Below are 18,959 nucleotides of genomic sequence, written 5' to 3' on the forward strand. Positions count from 1 at the left end.
GCGTTAAGCGGCCTTTTTAATGAAAGCGGCTTTGAAAGTATTGGCTTAGTCCTTAAGAAAAGTGTGCAGCGGCCGATTAATAAGTTAATCAAACTGTCATAGAGAATTATTATGTTACGGCTTTCATTATTTCTCACACTTACGTTATTATTTGGCTCGTCTATTCAAATTGCCAAGGCCGTCTCTGGCGCCTATGATATTTATAGCGATGAACAACTCATTAATCTGATCCGCAGTAATCAATATCTTCAACGTGTGAAGCTTGATGAGTGCCAGTTAGTACAAGATATTGAAGCTAGAGCAGAAGTGCTACAGCAGCCCTTATATCAATTTTTATGGGGCGAAATGTTAAATCACGGCGTGTGTGTGAAAGCACATCCTTCTCGTGGAATAGCAATATTACAAACGGCCGCCGAGCAAGGCAGTGCCGAAGCTATGTTAAAATTAGCTGATTATTACTACCGAGGACAACTGGTGGTAAAAGATCGACATCGTTCAGTGCAATACACATTACCTGCAGCAGCGAATGGTGATGTAAATGCACGTATGATGTTAGTTAAACTGTTTGCTGAAGGTTATGGCAGCCCAAAAGATTACGAAATGGGCTATCATTGGCTTTATAACAGTATTTTTGATGATGAGAGTCAGCAAAAGAAAGCGACTTCATTGTTACAACAACTTGCTGTAAAAATGCCCACAAGTATTGTTGAAAGGGCCCAGCAGCAACAACTTTATATGCAATAAGGCATACAATATTATGCCGATGATTTGGAAATTGAATGATCACCGATCCTCATTTTGAGAGAGAACAAGACAAGTACGATAATCCTATTCCTAGCCGTGAGTACATTTTAGAGTACTTGCGCGCACAAAAGTCACCCGTTACCCGTGACAAAATCGCCGAAGCGTTAAAAATAACTGAGGAAGAGCCATTAGAAGCTTTACGTCGCCGCTTACGCGCGATGGAGCGTGATGGCCAGTTAGTGTTTACTCGGGGTCAAAGCTACGGTTTACCTGAAAAAATGGATTTACTATCAGGCACTATTATTGGTCACCGAGACGGCTTCGGCTTTTTAAAGCTTGAAGAAGGCGGTGACGATTTATTTATCAATAACCGTGACATGCTGATGTATTTTCATGGCGACAAAGTGCTGGCGCAAAAAGCCGGTACAGATCGTCGTGGACGCCGAGAAGCGCGCATTGTGCGTTTGGTTCAAGAGCGAAGCGCGGCATTAGTTGGCCGATACCATGTTGATGGCGGAATGGCATTTGTTATTGCAGATGATCGCCGTATCAACCAAGAGATTTTAATTGCCAATGAAGATAACAACGGCGCTCGTGCCGGTGATGTTGTGGTGGTTGAGCTAACAAGACGACCAGGTCGCTTTGTTAAAGCAGCCGGTAAAGTCACTGAAGTCCTAGGTAAAACGATGGCACCGGGGATGGAAATTGAAATTGCACTGCGCAATTATGATTTACCCCATACCTGGTCAGATATTATTGAGAAAAAACTTAAGCGTATACCTGATGAAGTGCCTGATTCAGACAAACAAGGCCGAGTTGATTTACGTCATTTACCACTAGTCACTATTGATGGTGAAGATGCGCGTGACTTTGATGATGCGGTTTATGCGGAGAAAAAACCAGGTGGAGGCTGGCGCTTATGGGTCGCTATTGCTGATGTCAGCCATTATGTGCGCACAGATTCAGCATTAGATGTGGAAGCTCGTGAGCGTGGTAATTCGGTATATTTTCCTTCGCAAGTTATTCCCATGTTGCCAGAGAAAATTTCTAACGGATTATGTTCGTTAAATCCCCATGTTGATCGTTTGTGCATGGTGGCCGAAATGACTATTGCCGCCAGCGGTAAATTGTCAGGTTATAAGTTTTACCCTGCAGTTATGCATTCCCATGCGCGTTTCACGTATACCCAAGTTGCCGACATGCTAGAAGGTGGCGTTATTGCCCCTGAACATCAAGCATTGTTTCCACATTTACAGTGTTTACAGTCTTTGTACTTAACCTTAGATGAACGACGAGCTGAGCGCGGCGCCATTGCATTTGAAACATTAGAGACGCAATTTATTTTTAATGAACAGCGCAAAATCGATAAGATTGTGCCTAGAGGCCGTAACCAAGCGCATAAAATCATTGAAGAATGTATGATTTTAGCTAACGTGGCATCAGCTAAGTTCGTTAAAAAGAACAAGGGTGAAGTGTTATACCGTGTGCATGAAGCGCCGTCTGAGCAAAAGTTAGCAAACTTTAAAGAGTTTCTCGCTGAGCGTGGTTTATCGATGGAAGGTGGTTTAGAACCTACACCAGCAGATTACCAAGGTATTATGCTGAAAATTGCAGATAGACCCGATGCAGAGCTCATTCAGGTTATGTTATTACGCTCTATGCGCCAGGCTATTTATAGCCCAGATAATGACGGTCACTTTGGTTTAGCCCTAGAAGAGTATTCTCACTTTACCTCACCTATTCGCCGTTATCCCGATCTTCTCCTCCATAGGGTGATTAAGTTCCTGCTGGCTAACAGTGAAGGCACGGTTAAAGACAAGTGGACTCAGGACGGTGGCTTTCAATATACCCTTGCTGAGTTAGATTCATTAGGTGAAGAGTGCTCAACCACTGAGCGCCGAGCAGATGAAGCGACTCGAGATGTGAGCGACTGGCTTAAATGTGAATACATGCAAGATCATGTTGGTGATGACTTCGACGCTGTAATTGCATCGGTGACTAACTTTGGCTTATTTGTGCGCTTAAATGATTTATTCATTGATGGTTTGGTGCATATATCCAGCTTAGCAAGTGATTACTATCAGTTTGATGCTATGCGCCAGCGCTTAGTGGGTGAGAATACCCGTCAAGTTTATCAAGTTGGTGATCCAGTAAGTGTGAAAGTGGCAGCAGTTAACCTAGATGATCGCCAAATTGATTTAATTATGATTGGTGACAACAGCAAAGGTCAGGGCAAACGCCGCAACAGCAACAAGCCACTTACGGCGCGTGATCGTGTTAAGTTAGAAGGAGCTAAGTCTGCTCGTGGCGCTAAAGAGGGTGATAAACCGTCTAAAGGTCGTGGCAAGAAAGTCGCTTCTGAAGGTACTGGCTCAGCAGTTAGCAAAGATTCAGCTAACAAGGGGCCAGCTAAAAAATCGACTAGCAAAAAACCTCGGGTTAAAAAACCTAACGCAAAAAAGACTGACGCCAAAAAGATCGACGCTAAAAAAACGGCTGTTAAAAAGCCTTTAGCGAGTAAATCGAAAGCTAAGAAGACCGATGCTAATAAAGCCAACAATAGCGAATCAACCGCAAAAGCGGCTGAAGCCAAAAGCAGTAAGAGAAAGTAATTAAATGAAAAAACAAGATGTTATTTTTGGTATTCACGCCGTTGAAGCCCTATTAAAAAACAGCCCAGAGCGTGTTATTGAATTATGGCTAATGCAAGGTCGCGATGATGAACGCTTAGAGCCTCTAGTAAATGCAGCCCAAGAAGCGGGTATTAAGTCACAGCGTTCAGCGAGAAAAGTGCTTGATGAAAAAGCAGAAAGTACTCAGCACCAAGGTGTCGTAGCGCGTGTAACCGCAGCCAAAGTGCTTGCTGAAAGTGAGTTAGACGCTTTACTGGATAAACTCAGTGCTGAGCAGAAAACGCCTTTCTTCTTGATACTCGATGGTGTGACAGATCCACATAATTTAGGCGCCTGTATTCGTAACGCTGATGCAGCTGGTGCGCACGGGGTTATCGTACCTAAAGATAATTCTGTTGGCCTAACATCCGTTGTGAGTAAAGTTGCGAGTGGTGCAGCAGAAGTTGTGCCGTTATTTCAAGTGACTAACTTGGCACGTACAATGCGACACATCCAAGACAAAGGTGTGTGGATTGTTGGCGCCGCAGGTGAGGCTGACAGTAACGTCTATCAAGCTGACTTTAAAGGTGCGTTAGCGATTGCTATGGGCGCGGAAGGTAAAGGTTTACGCCGTTTAACCCGTGAAAGCTGTGATTCGCTAATCTCTATTCCGATGTCAGGAACAGTTTCAAGCTTAAATGTATCTGTTGCTACCGGTATCTGTTTGTTTGAAGCGGTACGTCAACGTTTAGTATAACGACCACTAATTTGTGATGAAAAAAGCGAGCTGATGCTCGCTTTTTTGTGTTTGCAACTAAACCCAATGTCTGACTAAGTTTTGCGAGTTTCTACTTGGCTTGTAATATTAGTTTGGTCTACGTGGTTAATTACATCATCATTTTTGTCATCAACTACTTGGGTGTAATCAGGCTCATCGTCTAATACATCGTCTTCTGTGCCAACCATATCAAATGCATTATCATCAGGATTAATCATCTGATCCTGCACCGATTGCACATTTACCCTAGGGTCAAAAGAGGCAGCCAATGGTGATGACACTAAATCTCCACCTGCCATCACATAGTCATTACTTGAGCCCTGTTCAGCTTTTTGCTTGTTATTAATAAATAATAAGCGAATAACTAACGTGAAAGCACAAATACTCATAAAGCCATATAGCATATTGTTACCAAAGTGCTGCATCAGTGATGAAGCGATAAGTGGGCCAATACTGGCGCCAATACCAAATGTCACTAAAATTGTGGCCGATAATCCAACTCGCTCATGTTGCTCTATACGAGAATTGGCTAACGCCGTGGCTAATGGATAAAGTGTAAAAGCCAACACGCCAAATATTCCTGTTAAGACTAATGAGATTTGAGCATCAAAAGGCACCAAAGCAATAACCAGCACTAATATACCAAGCAGACCACAGTTAATGCGAATAAGGCGGCTTCTTGGCATTAAGTCAGACAGTTTACCCATAGGCCATTGGGCTAGCAGACCTGCGAAAATAGTACATGACATATATAAGGCGACAGATTGAGGTTCAATACCTTGCGCAGTAGCATAAGCTGGCGCTAAACCATAAAAGCATCCCACTATCATGCTACCCAAAGCTATCGTGGTTAGTGCTTGCGGGGCGCGTTTCCAGTAGTGCTTCATGTTAAGTGGTGCAGGTGTTAATGGCTCTGGGTGAATACGGCGTGTAATTGAAATGGGTACAGTACACAAAGCAAAACAAATTGCGATAAGCAGTAAAGGTTCAATACCTAAGTCTGGGTATAAACTAATGGCGCCTTGGCCAGCCATTAATGCCAAGTAAGATACAATCATATAACTGGCAAAAACGGTGCCGCGTTGACTCGGTTCAGATTGCTCATTTAGCCAGCTTTCAAGCACCATGTATTGACACATCATGCCCATGCCAACAAGCACACGTAGGATTAACCAAATGGTTAGGTTATCAATTAATGCATGACCTAAGGCAGATGCAGTCACCACACCCGCGCATGCAACAAAGGCACGAATATGGCCAACTTGCGCAATGAGTTTATGACCCACTTTGGATCCACATACCAAACCAATATAGTAGGCAGACATCATGCCACCTACCCATATTTGTGGCACGTCCATCATAGTGAGCTTTAGGCCTAAATATGTAGTCAGAAGACCAGCTGCCAGTACCATCATAAAGGTGGTGCTGTATAACGAGGTAAAACTACGTAATGGACTGGTCATCACACTGCCTCTAAAGGTTATTTATGACTCCGCTTAAATAAGCGTAATTACTGGAATGTGTACAGTAAGTTGAATGTTGTAATTGTATCCGTCTTCTGACTGTCCTGTGGCACATCAGAGGTATATTTAACGTTAACGCCAATTTTAAATGCCCAATCTTGAATGAAGGTATTTCTATAGTTCATATCTAAGGTCAAGGTGTTGTTATCTTGGCCCGTCTCAGCCGTCACATCGGCATTAAGGCTAGTATATTCCTGTAGCTTTACAGAGTACTTAGCCGCAGAACGTAAAATGATATCTCTGTTTGGCGTTGGCTCTGGATCAATAACAGATGAAGAGGGTAAGTCATAACGATAACCAGGACCGAATTCTAAACTGAGTTTAGTTCTATAGTTTTTGATTAAATCAAAACCATAACCTGAGGAAATAGTATAAATTTTGGTGAACGAGCCGTATTGGTTCCAGGTGAATTCACCGCGGCCAAAAACGTATCCTCGCTCTAATTTATAGTTACTTTGAAGATAAACCTCATATTTCTCAGAGGTTGCTTCACTTCCGTCAGCAGAGTAGTAAGCTTTTAAGGTGCCTTCTTGCTTAGTATTAAGGGTGTCGTAAGTCGCATAAGTACGCCCGTTGAAGTTTTTGGTTTCATTATTGCCACTATTAAGTTGCAACCCGGCTTCAATTTCAGCATTAAAACCGTTCTCGGGCTCTTGATAGTCCGGTGGTACTAGAGCCCACGCGGAAGGGGACAATATCAGCAAACAGCAGATAGACAGCGCTTTTTTCATAATGATCACTATTTCTTGTTATCCATTACAACTCATTCTTAACTGCCGACATGATACCTGTATTCAATAACACAGGAAAGAATACTTTATTACTTGAGTTTGTGGGGGAGTTTCGGTATCATCGCGCGCTCAAATCAGTCACTTTAATTCGTTCCTTGCCTCCACATTGGTCTGACTGAGCCAGAAAAGAGGCTACTTAACCGTAAGGAGCAATAAATGCGTCATTATGAAATCGTATTTATGGTTCACCCAGATCAAAGTGAACAAGTCCCAGGTATGATTGAGCGTTACACCGGTGTTATCACCGCTGCTAACGGTACAATTCACCGTTTAGAAGATTGGGGCCGTCGTCAATTGGCTTACCCAATCCAAGACCTACATAAAGCTCACTATGTTCTTTTGAACGTAGAAGCAACTGCAGAGTCTATTGAAGAGTTAGAGACAGCTTTCCGTTTCAACGACGCTGTTCTGCGTAACTTTGTAATGCGCACTAAAGCTGCTGTTACTGAAGCTTCACCTATGGCAAAAGCAAGAGACGAACGTGAAACACGTCGTTCATCTTCTGATGACCGTATGGACGAAGAAAGCGCTGAAGAAAACGCTGAATAATTTACTCTGTGAATAACCATTTAACTTTGTTTGGAACCATTACGCGTTCAAAACAAATGAGCAGTCCCAGCGGTATTAATCATACGATTATTACGCTAGAACATAAGTCACAGAAGTATGATGCAGAGTTATTACGTAACGTATACTGCCTTATACAAGTGGTGTTGAGTGGTCCACGCTTTAAAAGCGTAGCAGATAAATTAAAAGCAGGTGTGCAGGTTGAAGTTGAAGGGTTTCTTTCACTCCAACAAGGACGAAATGGTCAAAACCGTTTAGTTTTGCATGCTGAAAATGTCGAATTGAAAACTTAGGAGACTGTCAAAATGGCACGTTATTTCCGTCGTCGCAAGTTCTGTCGCTTCACAGCTGAAGGCGTTACAGAAATTGATTATAAAGATATCGTAACTTTAAAGAACTACGTAACAGAAAGCGGCAAGATTGTTCCTAGCCGTATTACTGGTACTAGTGCTAAATACCAACGCCAACTAGCTCGCGCTATCAAGCGTGCTCGTTATCTTTCTCTACTGCCATATACTGATTTACATCAGTAATATAGCAGTATTAATTCCTAATCGAATAAAGAGGATTTGATAATGAACGTAATTCTACTAGACAAAATTGCAAACTTAGGCAGCTTAGGCGACCAAGTTTCTGTTAAAGCTGGTTATGCACGTAACTTCCTTTTACCATTTGGTAAAGCGGTTGTTGCGAATGCTGCAAACGTTGAAGTATTTGAAGCTCGTCGTGCTGATTTAGAAGCTAAAATAGCTGCTGATCTAGCTACAGCGACAGCTCGTGCTGAAAAATTAACTGCATTAGAAGGCGTTGTTATCGCTTCTAAAGCAGGTGATGAAGGTAAACTATTCGGTTCAGTTGGCAACCGTGACATCGCTGATGCAGTAACTGCAGCTGGCGTTGAACTTGCTAAATCTGAAGTCCGTTTACCTCTAGGTGCTTTACGCACTACTGGTAACTTCGAAGTTGAAGTGCAAGTACACACTGAAGTTAAAGCTATCGTTAAGATTTCTGTTGTTGCAGAAGCTTAATTATTGCTAACGCTTTAAAAGAACACCGCCAATAGGCGGTGTTTTTTTATGGGTGTTTTTCAACGCTATATCCATAACCATCATTTGATGTCAGATTAAATTCATCGCAACTTCAAAAAATATCTTTTCTCGACCAAGAATTCACTTAATTTAACTCGATTGCTACTTTGTTAACCGCCATCACAAGATGATTTACAGTATGATCCAATGCTGGAATCTCATTGCCATCGCTGACGGATTAATTTAACTTAAAGCCCATTCTCGTAACGTTAAAGTAGATGCAAAATTAACACGGCTTTATCCCGAAGTGAATTGAATCGCTTGTTTTGTTTTAATAAAGGACTCTCATGCCTAGTTTGATAAGAATCGTGCTCATTAACACTCACTTACCCGGTGTGGTGGAATTGGCATTAAATGGCCACACTAATATTTGTGGTACAAACGCATCAGGTAAAACCACCTTACAACGTCTGGTACCGGTGTTTTACGGTGAATATCCAAGTCGAGTTGTACCCTCAACGCGTGACAGTTTTGAGCGCTGGTATTTGCCGCACGATTCAAGCTACATCATTTATGAATATCAAAAAGATGATGGGCTGCTTTATCAAGCTGTATTAGCATCCGCTGGTGATGGTAAAGGGGTTAACTATCGCTTTATTGCCCGTGGTTTTGAGCTTGAGGATTACGTTAAAAATCGTAATGGCGATACCATTATTTGCCATTCAATGGCGGAGCTTGGACGTGAAGTAAAACGCCAAGATGTTGCCCATACTAATCTGTTAAATACCCGTGAGTTTAGGGCGATTATCCAAAACGATCGCAGTTTGCTTAATACCGGTGCGAACCGTAATGAGCTGCGAACTTACGCGCGTCAATTCTCCCTGTGCGACAGTGAACACTCTTTACGCCACATTGAAAAACTCGCCAAAGCGGTGCATTCCAAAGAAGGCAAAATGGAAACGGTCAAATCGATGATCGCCGCCATTTTAGAAGAAGATGGCGTTAATCCGCCAACGTCTCGATTAAACCCACAAAGGGTTGAATCTTGGATCCGCGAGAGTCAGTTAGTCCAAGGCTTTGAGCAAATCCGTCCTGAATTTGAAAAGCTTGAACAAGAATTTAACCAGTTATTGAGCGCTGAAATGCGCCTTGCCAGTTTATCCCGTGGTTATCGAAATGATGAAACCTTAGAAGCGGATCGCCAAGATGCTAACCAAACACTGGCAAAAGAGCTTAATCTTAAGCTTAAAATGCTTGATGAAGAGTGGAAAGAAATCCGTGATGAATTACAAAATGAAATATCTGCCGCCAAAGGTGACACCCAGAAGTGTGAGCATGAATTAGATGCGATTGAAGAGCAGCATGGTGGTTTCTTAGATGCTGATATCGATCAAGCAAAAGCAGATTTAGACAGTTTGCCCAGCTGGCGCCAAGATGTTGAAAACTTAAATGAGCGTCACAAATTACAAACTGAAAAACATCAGGACATTGAAGCTGCCTTTAATGGCAGACGTTCAAAAATTGCCGAGCAATTACACAGTGAATTAGAGACATTACACAAAGAGCAAGATACTCAGCGTGAAACCCGTGACAAACAACGTGAGTTAGCCAATGACGATTTAACTCAACTTGAAGGCTTTTGGCGCGAACAAACCGATGCTGGTAAAGCTAAGTTTAGCGAACAAGAATATCAACTTAAGTTAACCGCTGCTGAACTTAAACATCAAGTCGATAGCGTGTCATATACTGAAGATGAAAAGCTGCGTTTGGCCATTTTTGATGAGCGCATTAGCCTCGCTGACGAAGAGCAGGAAAGTTGTAATCAAAAGGTAGAGCGGTTAACCACAGAAGAGCGCAAGCAGCGCGCCAAGCGTGATCAAGCTAATGAGTCGCTGCGCATTGCCAGTATTCGTGTTAATGAGCGTGAGCAAGCCAAAGAAGACATTCATCACATGTTGTTTCCGCAATCGCATACTTTATTAGAATTCTTACGTAAAGAAGCGGTCGGTTGGGAACATTCTTTTGGCAAAGTCATTGCGCCAGAGTTACTGCATCGCACCGATTTACACCCCAGTGTTGCTAACCAAGACAGTGATGCATTGTTTGGGGTCCATATTGACCTAAAAGCCATTGATGTGCCTGATTATGCACAATCTGAGCAGGATTTACGGATTCGTTTAGCTAAGGCCGAAGAAGCCCTTAAAAGTGCACAAGAGTTGCAGGCTGAACATGAAGATCAGCTTGTGGCCATGAACGATGTGTTAGACAAACTTAACCGTGAACTGACCTTTGCCCGTACAGCCTATAAAAATAGCCGTGAAGATTTACGCCGATTATTTGATGAAAAACGCAGTGAGCAACAACGTATTGATCACGCGCTCACCGAGCGTAAAGCGGAATCGGGCAAGCGATTAATTCAGTTAGATAATGAATTGAAGCAACTGAAAAACCAGCATGTTGATTGGTTGTCTGAGCAAAAATCCCAAGCGCTTGAAGCGCGTATGGAAAAAAATGCTTATTGGCAAGAAGTGGTCGGTGCTATTGATAATCAACTGGGGCAAATTAAGGCCAATATTGAACAGCGCCGAAGCAATGCCAAAACCGAACAAAAAGCCTGTGAAACCTGGTATAAAAACGAGCTTAAATCCCGCGGTGTTGATGAAAGTGCAATTTTAGCGCTAAAGCGTGAAATACGTGAATTAGAAACCAAAATTAGCCATGCAGAACAACGCCGTAGCGATGTACTGCGATATGACGACTGGTATCAACATACCTGGCTATCTAGAAAACCTAAACTGCAAACCCAGCTTGCGGATGTTAAACGAGCGGCTTTAGCGCTTGAACAGCAGCTAACCAACAAAACCAATGATATTAAGAGCCGCCGTACAGACTTAGAAACCCAGCGTAAAGCATCTGATGCCGCTCAGGTGGAAGCGTCTGAAAACCTCACCAAACTGCGTGCGGTTATGCGTAAGTTGGCTGAACTGAAACTGCCGGCTAATAAAGAAGAGGCTAGCGGCGGCATTGGTGAACGTTTACGCCAGGGTGAAGACTTATTACTTAAACGTGATTATTTACAGGGCTCAGTGAAGCAATATATCGAGCATTTTGATAGCGTGATTGCCAGCAAATCAGGCTCTAGTTTGGCTGAGTTTTGGGAACGTGCCCGTGAAGAATCGAGTTATGTGAATGACAAAGGTATTCGCTTATTAGATTATCGTAAGCTGGTGCCGCAGCTTGAGCAGCTATTAAACGTAATGGTGCCACAATCGTTAATGGCCATTCGTGAACAGGGGCGTATTTTTGGGGTCGATTTAAGCGCATATTACGATGTGTTAGCTGACATTGACCGTCGTATCGCCTCCCAAAGTGCCCGTATTACCCGTGAAGTGGGTGAAGAGTTATTCCTTGATGGTGTATCAGAATCTGCGGTACGCATTCGTTCACGTATTAGTGAGTTAGAGTTTTGGCCAGAGCTTGAGGTGTTTGTAAAAGCCTTTAAAGCCTGGAAAGCCGACAACTTCAGCAGCCTTCCTGACGAGCATTACACTAACAGTATGCGCCGCGCATTAGACATCATTGGTCGAGCGGCATTAACCGGCGGTATTGCCAAATTATTGGAGATTGAACTGCGCTTGAAAGAGGGTAACAGCGATCTAATTATTCGCACCGATCGCCAGTTAAATGAATCTTCCAGTCATGGTATGGCTTACCTTATTTTATGTAAGTTTTTACTGGCCTTTACCCGATTATTGCGTGGTAAAGCCGATGTGACTATTCACTGGCCGATAGATGAGCTGGGCACCTTGCATCATACTAACGTGAAGAAGATATTTGATGCTTGTGAAAACAACAATATCAGCGTGTTAGGTGCATTCCCTAACCCTGAATCAGAAGTGTTAAATCTGTTTGCTAACCGTTATATCATCAACAAACAGACTAAAAAATTACAAGTGGTTAAGCCTAAAGCGAATCCATTAGCAGCACGTTTAAACCAGCACAACGCTAAAACAGAGGAGTTAGCATAATGACTAGCGAAGTTTATCATAACCATGACACTGTATTAGTGGGCGCAGGCGCCATTATTGAACAATTGTTGCGCGGCGAGTTTATTTGCCGCGTCACCAATGAAGACGGTTGGCGAGCACTGAAAAATAGCAGTACCCGTGAACGTGTAGAAAGCTATTTGAATCAAATAAATCGCACCATTGCCAGCGCTGGTGAAGGGGAAGTATTTTTTTGTGGTTATTTGCAACTGGGCGAAAGTGAACGCAAAGTGGTCTCTAGCCAGTTTAAAGAAATCTGCGGCGCGCTAATTCCCCTAGTGGAATGGTTAGTGTTAGTTCAAGAAGCCAGTGGCCAAGATGCCCCATTAAGCGAAGGCGCACCCATTCGATTAACTGAGCTGCAAGCGCGTATTGAAGATACCCCCGCTTTTAGTGAGCAACTGACCAAACTAAGCCATTATCGTTTATTTGGTTCAAGCAGTACTAATGTTGACGGCCAAATCAAGCTGGTATTTAAGCGTTTAGTTGAACTGGGTTATTTAACTAAACCGAACGTAGAAAAACAAATTTATATTGCTACCGGTAAATTAGATTACTTGTATGAAGTGATCCGTTTTATTGATGAAACCGAAGGGTTAAGCTTAGAAGCACAGGCTGAAACCGCAACCCAGCGGGAGTTAATATGAGCAATAACTTGCATCAAGCAGGGGTAAAGCTGCTTAAACAGCTCGCTCGGCATGCCGATGTGATTATGGATGCCTATCTAGCGGGCTCAGTTAATGAATCAAGTCATGACCCGGCTGTGATTGAAAAACTGAAAAAAAGTGGCTTGTTATGGCGACCAGAGCCCGATCAAGAATTACGTTTGAAGCGTTCAGTGCGGGCATTGTTAGAAGAAGGCTTGAGCGATGAGCGCAATCGTCAAATTGACTCCAATGTTGGCTCTGCATTAGCGACCATAAAAACCTTAGCCGATCACTACAAAGAAGCCCGCCACAATGTTGATCATAGCGCCGCAGAGGCATACCTTGCCGATTTAAGTGAGCATGTTTACAGCTTTACCGACAGCTTACGTTATTCAATTCGGGTGCTATGGGGACGCATTAACAATGAGTTTGGTTATGTTGGCACCATTAACGCCAAAATCCGAGAAAACGAATTAGCTCAAAGCCAGGTCAGCGAGCTATTGAACGGCTTAGAAATGTTCCAGTTCAGTGAACTGGGCGAAATAGCTGGCGATATTCGTGAGCTGCGCCGTTTATTGATCACCAGTTTACAAGATACCTTAAGTTACTGTACCCAAGAGCTCAGCGTAGTACAGGGGCGGTTATTTGAATTACTGGGACGTTTTAGACAAATTAGAGGCCGTACCCGTTTATTAAAAGGTTGGCTGCTACACACCAGTTTACACCCTGATTACCACCCCGATAATCATGCTGGACACAATACCGTTCCCGCTTTGTTTAATTATGCTGAAGCCATATTAAAACCTGCACATTTGGACGTTAGTAATCCGCATCATGAGCTTGATCTGATGAACATGGTGGCACAAGTTAAAGCCATCAGCCGTGATGAACGTAGTGTGATTCAGCGAGATTCGAATTTCACTTTCGAAATAACCGATGTAGAAGATTTCGATATTCCTGACAACCCACTTAAAGTGGCCGTTGATGAATATTTTTGCGCCATTATTGACTCAGGCTTGCGTCAATCTGCACTGGAATATTTAGATCAGCAGCAGCTCAACTGGGACAGCGAGAGTTGGTTGTATCAGGTGATTGGTGGCTACGAAGCCTTACCTATGGAGCATAAACAGTACTTTGAGTTAGAACCTATAGGCAAACCTGATCCGATTTATACTGGTAACTTCATTGTAACCGACGTTGAATTGTGGCTGGCGTAGCGTGTGGCTAAGTTAACCAAAACACAGTTTAATGCAATCCAAACCGTGGTGGTCAATCGATCTCCACGGACTAAACTCACCAGAAATTGGCAAAAAATATTTGATCAATTTGCTATTGGTGAGCCTGATGGTGCGGATAAATATTTATATTTTAGTGGTAAAGATCGCGATTTACTGCGTGAAATGGCACAACTCGATACTGGCTTTGATGTGCAGGATGCGAACTTTAATCAGCCACGAAATACCTTAGCCGCCCAAGGTAAAAAAGAGAAGTATGCCAATATTCGCCCCGATGCCAATTATGTTTTGGTCAAACTTCCGCATCATTGTTATCCACCTTTTGCAGCACAATATAGCCTGAGAATGACGGTTGAGCAGGTGGTAGACGTTTGTCTTCAATTTAACTTGCAGCATCTTATTGTGGTTGAAAACTTAGACAGCTTTGATGAGTTCAAGCACTTTCAATTTGATCCGCCGCTAGCCAGTATTACATCGCAAGCCCTGATTATTTATCGAGGCAGTGGCGCGCATTCACCAGCAGGCTGTAAACGCCTACTGCACGTGATTGCACAAAATGAAGTATTACAGCCAATCATGCAGATCAGCGCCTTTACCGACTTAGATCCCGCAGGATTGCAAATTGCGCATCTACTCCAAGGTTGCAGGTACATGATTACGCCTTCATTGGTCAATGAAGCCGTATTTTCGTTATCTCAGCCAGCTCAATTATTTCAACAATCTCCATTGTCGCCATTAAATGATGCTGATGATTTTGATAAACAATGGCGACAACAGAAGTACCTCAGTAAGCTAGCTTTACATGATTGGGGCAAGTTAATAGATTGGTTGCAACAACAGCGCATCAGTATCAAACAGCAACATATGTTAGCGCATCAGCTTGTATTAACATTAATCCCTATTCAAGAATAGGTTGACCTCTTGTTTTCACTAATCAATATGCTTTTGTAATTGATTATGCTGTTTGCGATAGGTTAATCGTTTTTTTATCCAACTTTATTGTTTTAGTTGTTATTTTATCAATTTAAATCATGAGTTTATGTTTGGTGTATTGATTTTTTACCTGTTAATTAACTTTTTTATTCATCAACTAATTGAAATCTGAATGTTGATGCCTCAGTATCTTGGCACTAAAACAACAAGCCTGAATCAATCTAGGCAATAAAAAGGATGTACAAGTCAATGATGAAGTCATTATCAGCCCGTATTTTTACCGGGCTCTTTCTAGGGGTAATTTTAGGCAGTATTGTGCAATTTGCACTGGCTGATGTAGCATTTTTCTCCGGTACGTTAGTCAATATTACCGGCGGAATTGGCACCATGTTCGTTAATATGATCATGATGCTTGTGGTACCACTGGTATTTGTCAGTATTATTTGCGGCGTATGTGAACTGCAAGATTTAAAAAGCTTTGGCCGCTTAGGCGGTAAAACCTTTGGTTTTTATATCATAAATACCGTGGTAGCTATTCTGGCAGCATTTACCGTGGCTATGCTTATTGAACCCGGCAAAGGCGTTGATATGAGTAGTAGCGATACCGCTGCCATTACCGCAACAGAATTACCTAACCTAGTCAGCTTAATTGTCAGTATTGTGCCTAACAATCCTTTTTCTGCTTTCACCTCAGGCAATATGTTACAGGTGATCTTTATGGCGTTGCTATTAGGTGGCGTAATGAAGTCAATGGGCAGTGCCGTTGAGGGGGCAGTTAAAGGCTTTCAAACCGCTAACAAGATTATGATGCGTTTGATTTCTGTCGTGATGAGCATTGCGCCTATCGGGGTGTTTGCCTTGATGTTCAAACTAGGGGCGACTTTAGAGCCAGAAGTCTTTGTCAGCGTGGTGGAATATTTAGTACTCATTTTAAGCTTATTACTGCTATGGATTTTTGTGGTTTATCCCTATGCAGTCAGCTTTTTTACGCCTATTTCAGCGAAAACATTCCGCGCTAAAACCCAAGAACAAATCCTGTTCTCATTGTCGACCGCATCATCAAATGCCACCATTCCAGTCACTATGCGTACGCTTACTGACAAGCTTGGTGTCAGCAAAGCGGTTGCAGGGTTTGGCGTGCCGTTAGGGGCAACGATGAACATGGGCGGGGTGTCCATTTATATTACTATCGCTATTTTCTTTGTGGCCAATGCCTATGGCATGCCAATCAGTAATGAGCAAATTCCGGCATTACTGTTTAGTGTGTTCTTATTGTCTGTCGGTGCAGGTGGTGTGCCCGGCGGTGGTATGGTGATGATTGGCGTATTAATCCATCAAATGGGTTTGCCAGTAGAAGCTTTTGCCATTGTGGCTGCATTAGACCGTATTATTGATATGGTGCTGACATCATGTAATGTAGTGGGCGATACCGCAGTATTAACTATTGTAGATCAAACCGAAGCGCCACACCGTGTTGAAGAAAAAGTGTAATAGCTAGCTTTATGCATCATAAAAAAACGGCCTTATTTAAGGCCGTTTTTTGTTTTGTAGAGCGTATCGATATCCAAGATGATGTTAACTGCCTTAGCGTTTATCTTCGACTTTTGCCATTAAGGATAATGTTGCTGCTTCCATTTCAGTTAACCCTAACCCCGAGATTAGTTCAAATGATCGGGCAATATCGCGATACGCCTGGGGATAATTGTGTTCAACAATTTCAAGTTCAACCAGTAAATTAAGTGATTGTGATTGGCCAATAGGGTACCCCATCATTCGATGGTACTTAATCGCTTGTTTAAATTGCAGTCTTGCTTCTTCATTTCGTCCAAGCCGCTGGTTAATGACACCAGCAAGTTGTGCAATATAGCCTAAATATAACCATTCATTCGCCTTGGCTGCGTGCGTTTTGGCAGTGGACAGTAACGCTAATGCGGGCTCAATTTCTTTCATTTCGAGGTAGGTCTGGGCGAGTAATAGTCTTAATTTTGCTAGTTCACGTTCGTTGTTAATCGCTGTAGCGTGTTCAATTGCTGAGGTTAACGTTGCTTTAGCTAAGGTATATTGGGTGTGTTGATATTGCAGTCCTGCTAATAATCGTCTGGCGAGTAGGTTTTCAGGTTCTGCAGCAATAGTCTGGGTTAATTGCTGTTGTGCAAAAGTCCAGTCGCCAGATTGCATAAAGCCAAGACCTTTAATGAGTTGTAAATTATCAAAGTTTGAATGATATGTTGAAGGTGGTGCAGTATTGTTAGGGTTTATCTGTTGGTTAATATCAGCTGCGGTTAAAGTCATTAATGAATCTACTGTTGCTGCCTCAATTATCTGTTGTTGCTGATGATTTTCTTGATGCAAATTATAGGTTAACTGATAGCCGTTATTGGCTTTGGTGATATTAGCTTCAATAATATATGTGGCACCGGAAATGGCCATTAATCTTTTTATATCAACATGATGCTCAGAGTTATCTAGAGTGCTACTAATCGTATTACCAGCATCAGCGAGCTGCATCATACTGATCACATCTTCAGTCTGCAGTATGGGGAACTTAGCCCCTAGCGTTAATTGGTGGTTGAGATTATCCATTGCAGCGTACATATTCCACCAAGGCTCAGTGGCTTCTGCTGTTAATGTTATCGGTAAAACCAAAACAGATCCTGATGAGGGTGCGTCGTTTGAGTTTGAATTGATATAGCTATAAGCCCCTATGCTGAAAAGCACAAATACAATAACTATCCCAAGATATGTATTTTTATGAGATTGGACACTGCGCGACATCGTTGTCGTCCTTAGGTAACTGTCAAGCGGGCTAACTTAGAGGTTAACCAAACCATTGTAAAGTAAAGGCCTTAGGCTCAAACAAAAGTTTGATGACACGATTATTTTACAAACAAAAAAACCGCCGAAAGGCGGTTTTTTGTTAATGGTTATAACTTAATCAATTACAGGTTCTTCGCTATAATCAATGCCATGATAACTCAAGCAGGTGTTCACTTCGTTGGCGCTGCCTAGAATCACGGCCACACGTTGATGAATTTCAGATGGCACTATGTCTAAAATCGTTTCATAGCCGGTAGAGGCTTTGCCGCCAGCTTGTTCAACCAAAAATGCCATTGGGTTGGCTTCATACATTAAACGTAGCTTGAATGGTTTTGCTGGATTTTTGTTGTCTGTTGGGTAAGTAAAAATACCGCCACGACAAAGTACACGATGTACATCACCTACCATAGCCGCAATCCAACGCATGTTGAATGACTGCTCACGAGGACCGATTTTACCTAATAGTAAATCGGCAATATAGGTTTGCATTGGCGCTTCCCAAAAACGTTGGTTTGACATATTAATCGCAAACTCAGCGGTATCAGGGGTAATTTGTACATTGTCATTAGTCAGTAAAAACTCACCGCTGCTAGGGTTTAGGGTATAAAATTGCGTCCCTTGGCCTGTGGTTAATGCCATCATGGTTGATGGACCATACAGCACATAACCGGCAGCCACTTGCTTGCGGCCAGCTTGTAAAAAACTTTGCTCGTTTAGCTCACCCGTTGGTGCAGGTAATATTGAGAAAATTGTGCCCACAAGTGAGTTAATATCAATGTTTGATGAGCCGTCTAAAGGGTCAAAGCACACTAGGTACTCGCCTTGTTTACTCACTTCAACCACATAATCTTCTTCTTCTGAAGCTAATCCGCGTACATTGCCTTCCGCTTTTAACGCATCTTTAAGCATGTCATTAGTGATCACATCTAATTTCTTTTGTGTTTCACCTTGAATGTTTTCTTGCTCTGTTGCGCCTAATATCCCGGCTAACGCACCATGACGCACTGCGCCACTAATGGCTTTAGATGTGTCAGCTAACGATAATATAAGTTCAGTAAGAGAGGGTTTTAATGCTTGTGTTGTAAGGGTTTGTGCCAAAGTTTGCATGCTTATTCCTATGACAAGTTTAAGGTTAAGGTCGGTTATTCTTGAAGATGATTATAATTAATTATTTTTTGAATCTTATTGGCGGCGATCATACCTTAGAACGGCGTAAATTTCAGCGCTTGATGAGTCAT

General features: G+C 42.5%; 16 protein-coding genes. 12 read left to right on the top strand and 4 right to left on the bottom strand.

Annotated elements, in window-relative coordinates; all coding sequences use genetic code 11:
- The first annotated feature begins 111 nt into the window (after positions 1 to 111).
- Genes ACRWQN_RS04070 through rlmB form a run of 3 tightly spaced genes read left to right on the top strand, consistent with a single transcriptional unit; the run spans position 112 to position 4,113 of the window.
- Positions 112 to 744, top strand: a complete 633-nt coding sequence (locus ACRWQN_RS04070; protein ID WP_434928150.1) for a tetratricopeptide repeat protein — start codon at positions 112 to 114, stop codon at positions 742 to 744.
- 35 nt (positions 745 to 779) lie between these two features.
- Positions 780 to 3,356: a ribonuclease R gene (gene rnr / locus ACRWQN_RS04075; protein ID WP_434939853.1), complete on the top strand. Its 2,577-nt coding sequence runs from the start codon at positions 780 to 782 to the stop codon at positions 3,354 to 3,356.
- Between the two features lie 4 nt (positions 3,357 to 3,360).
- Positions 3,361 to 4,113 carry a 23S rRNA (guanosine(2251)-2'-O)-methyltransferase RlmB gene (gene rlmB, locus ACRWQN_RS04080; protein ID WP_226411375.1) on the top strand — a complete coding sequence of 251 codons (753 nt, stop codon included), beginning with the start codon at positions 3,361 to 3,363 and terminating at the stop codon, positions 4,111 to 4,113.
- A gap of 74 nt (positions 4,114 to 4,187) precedes the next feature.
- On the opposite strand, the gene ACRWQN_RS04085 is transcribed toward rlmB, so the two are convergent.
- Positions 4,188 to 5,597 carry an MFS transporter gene (locus ACRWQN_RS04085; RefSeq protein WP_434939854.1) on the bottom strand — a complete coding sequence of 470 codons (1,410 nt, stop codon included), beginning with the start codon at positions 5,595 to 5,597 and terminating at the stop codon, positions 4,188 to 4,190.
- A 47-nt stretch (positions 5,598 to 5,644) separates the two neighbouring features.
- Positions 5,645 to 6,388: a DUF481 domain-containing protein gene (locus ACRWQN_RS04090; protein WP_434928156.1), complete on the bottom strand. Its 744-nt coding sequence runs from the start codon at positions 6,386 to 6,388 to the stop codon at positions 5,645 to 5,647.
- A 216-nt stretch (positions 6,389 to 6,604) separates the two neighbouring features.
- Here ACRWQN_RS04090 and rpsF point away from each other — a divergent pair, with 216 nt between their 5' ends.
- From rpsF to ACRWQN_RS04135, 9 genes are all read left to right on the top strand, one after another.
- Positions 6,605 to 6,997, top strand: a complete 393-nt coding sequence (gene rpsF / locus ACRWQN_RS04095) for a 30S ribosomal protein S6 (RefSeq protein ID WP_226411372.1) — start codon at positions 6,605 to 6,607, stop codon at positions 6,995 to 6,997.
- An 8-nt stretch (positions 6,998 to 7,005) separates the two neighbouring features.
- Positions 7,006 to 7,308, top strand: a complete 303-nt coding sequence (gene priB, locus ACRWQN_RS04100) for a primosomal replication protein N (protein WP_226411371.1) — start codon at positions 7,006 to 7,008, stop codon at positions 7,306 to 7,308.
- A 12-nt stretch (positions 7,309 to 7,320) separates the two neighbouring features.
- Positions 7,321 to 7,548, top strand: coding sequence for a 30S ribosomal protein S18 (rpsR, locus tag ACRWQN_RS04105; RefSeq protein WP_226411370.1), 228 nt, complete (start codon positions 7,321 to 7,323; stop codon positions 7,546 to 7,548).
- A 42-nt stretch (positions 7,549 to 7,590) separates the two neighbouring features.
- Positions 7,591 to 8,043 (top strand): 50S ribosomal protein L9, encoded by a 453-nt coding sequence (gene rplI, locus ACRWQN_RS04110; protein WP_226411369.1) that lies wholly within the window; start codon positions 7,591 to 7,593, stop codon positions 8,041 to 8,043.
- Between the two features lie 347 nt (positions 8,044 to 8,390).
- Positions 8,391 to 12,071 (top strand): ATP-binding protein, encoded by a 3,681-nt coding sequence (locus tag ACRWQN_RS04115; RefSeq protein ID WP_434939855.1) that lies wholly within the window; start codon positions 8,391 to 8,393, stop codon positions 12,069 to 12,071.
- Positions 12,071 to 12,736, top strand: coding sequence for a hypothetical protein (locus ACRWQN_RS04120; RefSeq protein ID WP_434939856.1), 666 nt, complete (start codon positions 12,071 to 12,073; stop codon positions 12,734 to 12,736). Before ACRWQN_RS04115 ends, ACRWQN_RS04120 begins: the two co-directional genes overlap by 1 nt.
- Positions 12,733 to 13,953: a phosphoenolpyruvate carboxylase gene (locus ACRWQN_RS04125; RefSeq protein ID WP_434939857.1), complete on the top strand. Its 1,221-nt coding sequence runs from the start codon at positions 12,733 to 12,735 to the stop codon at positions 13,951 to 13,953. The genes ACRWQN_RS04120 and ACRWQN_RS04125 overlap by 4 nt, the downstream gene beginning before the upstream one ends.
- Before the next feature lie 3 nt (positions 13,954 to 13,956).
- Complete coding sequence (locus tag ACRWQN_RS04130; protein ID WP_434939858.1) at positions 13,957 to 14,883, top strand: DUF7281 domain-containing protein; 927 nt, start codon at positions 13,957 to 13,959, stop codon at positions 14,881 to 14,883.
- Between the two features lie 270 nt (positions 14,884 to 15,153).
- Positions 15,154 to 16,395, top strand: a complete 1,242-nt coding sequence (locus ACRWQN_RS04135; protein ID WP_434939859.1) for a dicarboxylate/amino acid:cation symporter — start codon at positions 15,154 to 15,156, stop codon at positions 16,393 to 16,395.
- 93 nt (positions 16,396 to 16,488) lie between these two features.
- On the opposite strand, the gene ACRWQN_RS04140 is transcribed toward ACRWQN_RS04135, so the two are convergent.
- Positions 16,489 to 17,550, bottom strand: a complete 1,062-nt coding sequence (locus ACRWQN_RS04140; protein ID WP_434939860.1) for a hypothetical protein — start codon at positions 17,548 to 17,550, stop codon at positions 16,489 to 16,491.
- A 285-nt stretch (positions 17,551 to 17,835) separates the two neighbouring features.
- Positions 17,836 to 18,828, bottom strand: a complete 993-nt coding sequence (locus tag ACRWQN_RS04145; protein WP_434939861.1) for a class 1 fructose-bisphosphatase — start codon at positions 18,826 to 18,828, stop codon at positions 17,836 to 17,838.
- Positions 18,829 to 18,959: the final 131 nt, after the last annotated feature.

The sequence above is a fragment of the Shewanella sp. HL-SH8 genome, assembly GCF_051165765.1.
Lineage (GTDB): Bacteria > Pseudomonadota > Gammaproteobacteria > Enterobacterales > Shewanellaceae > Shewanella > Shewanella glacialimarina.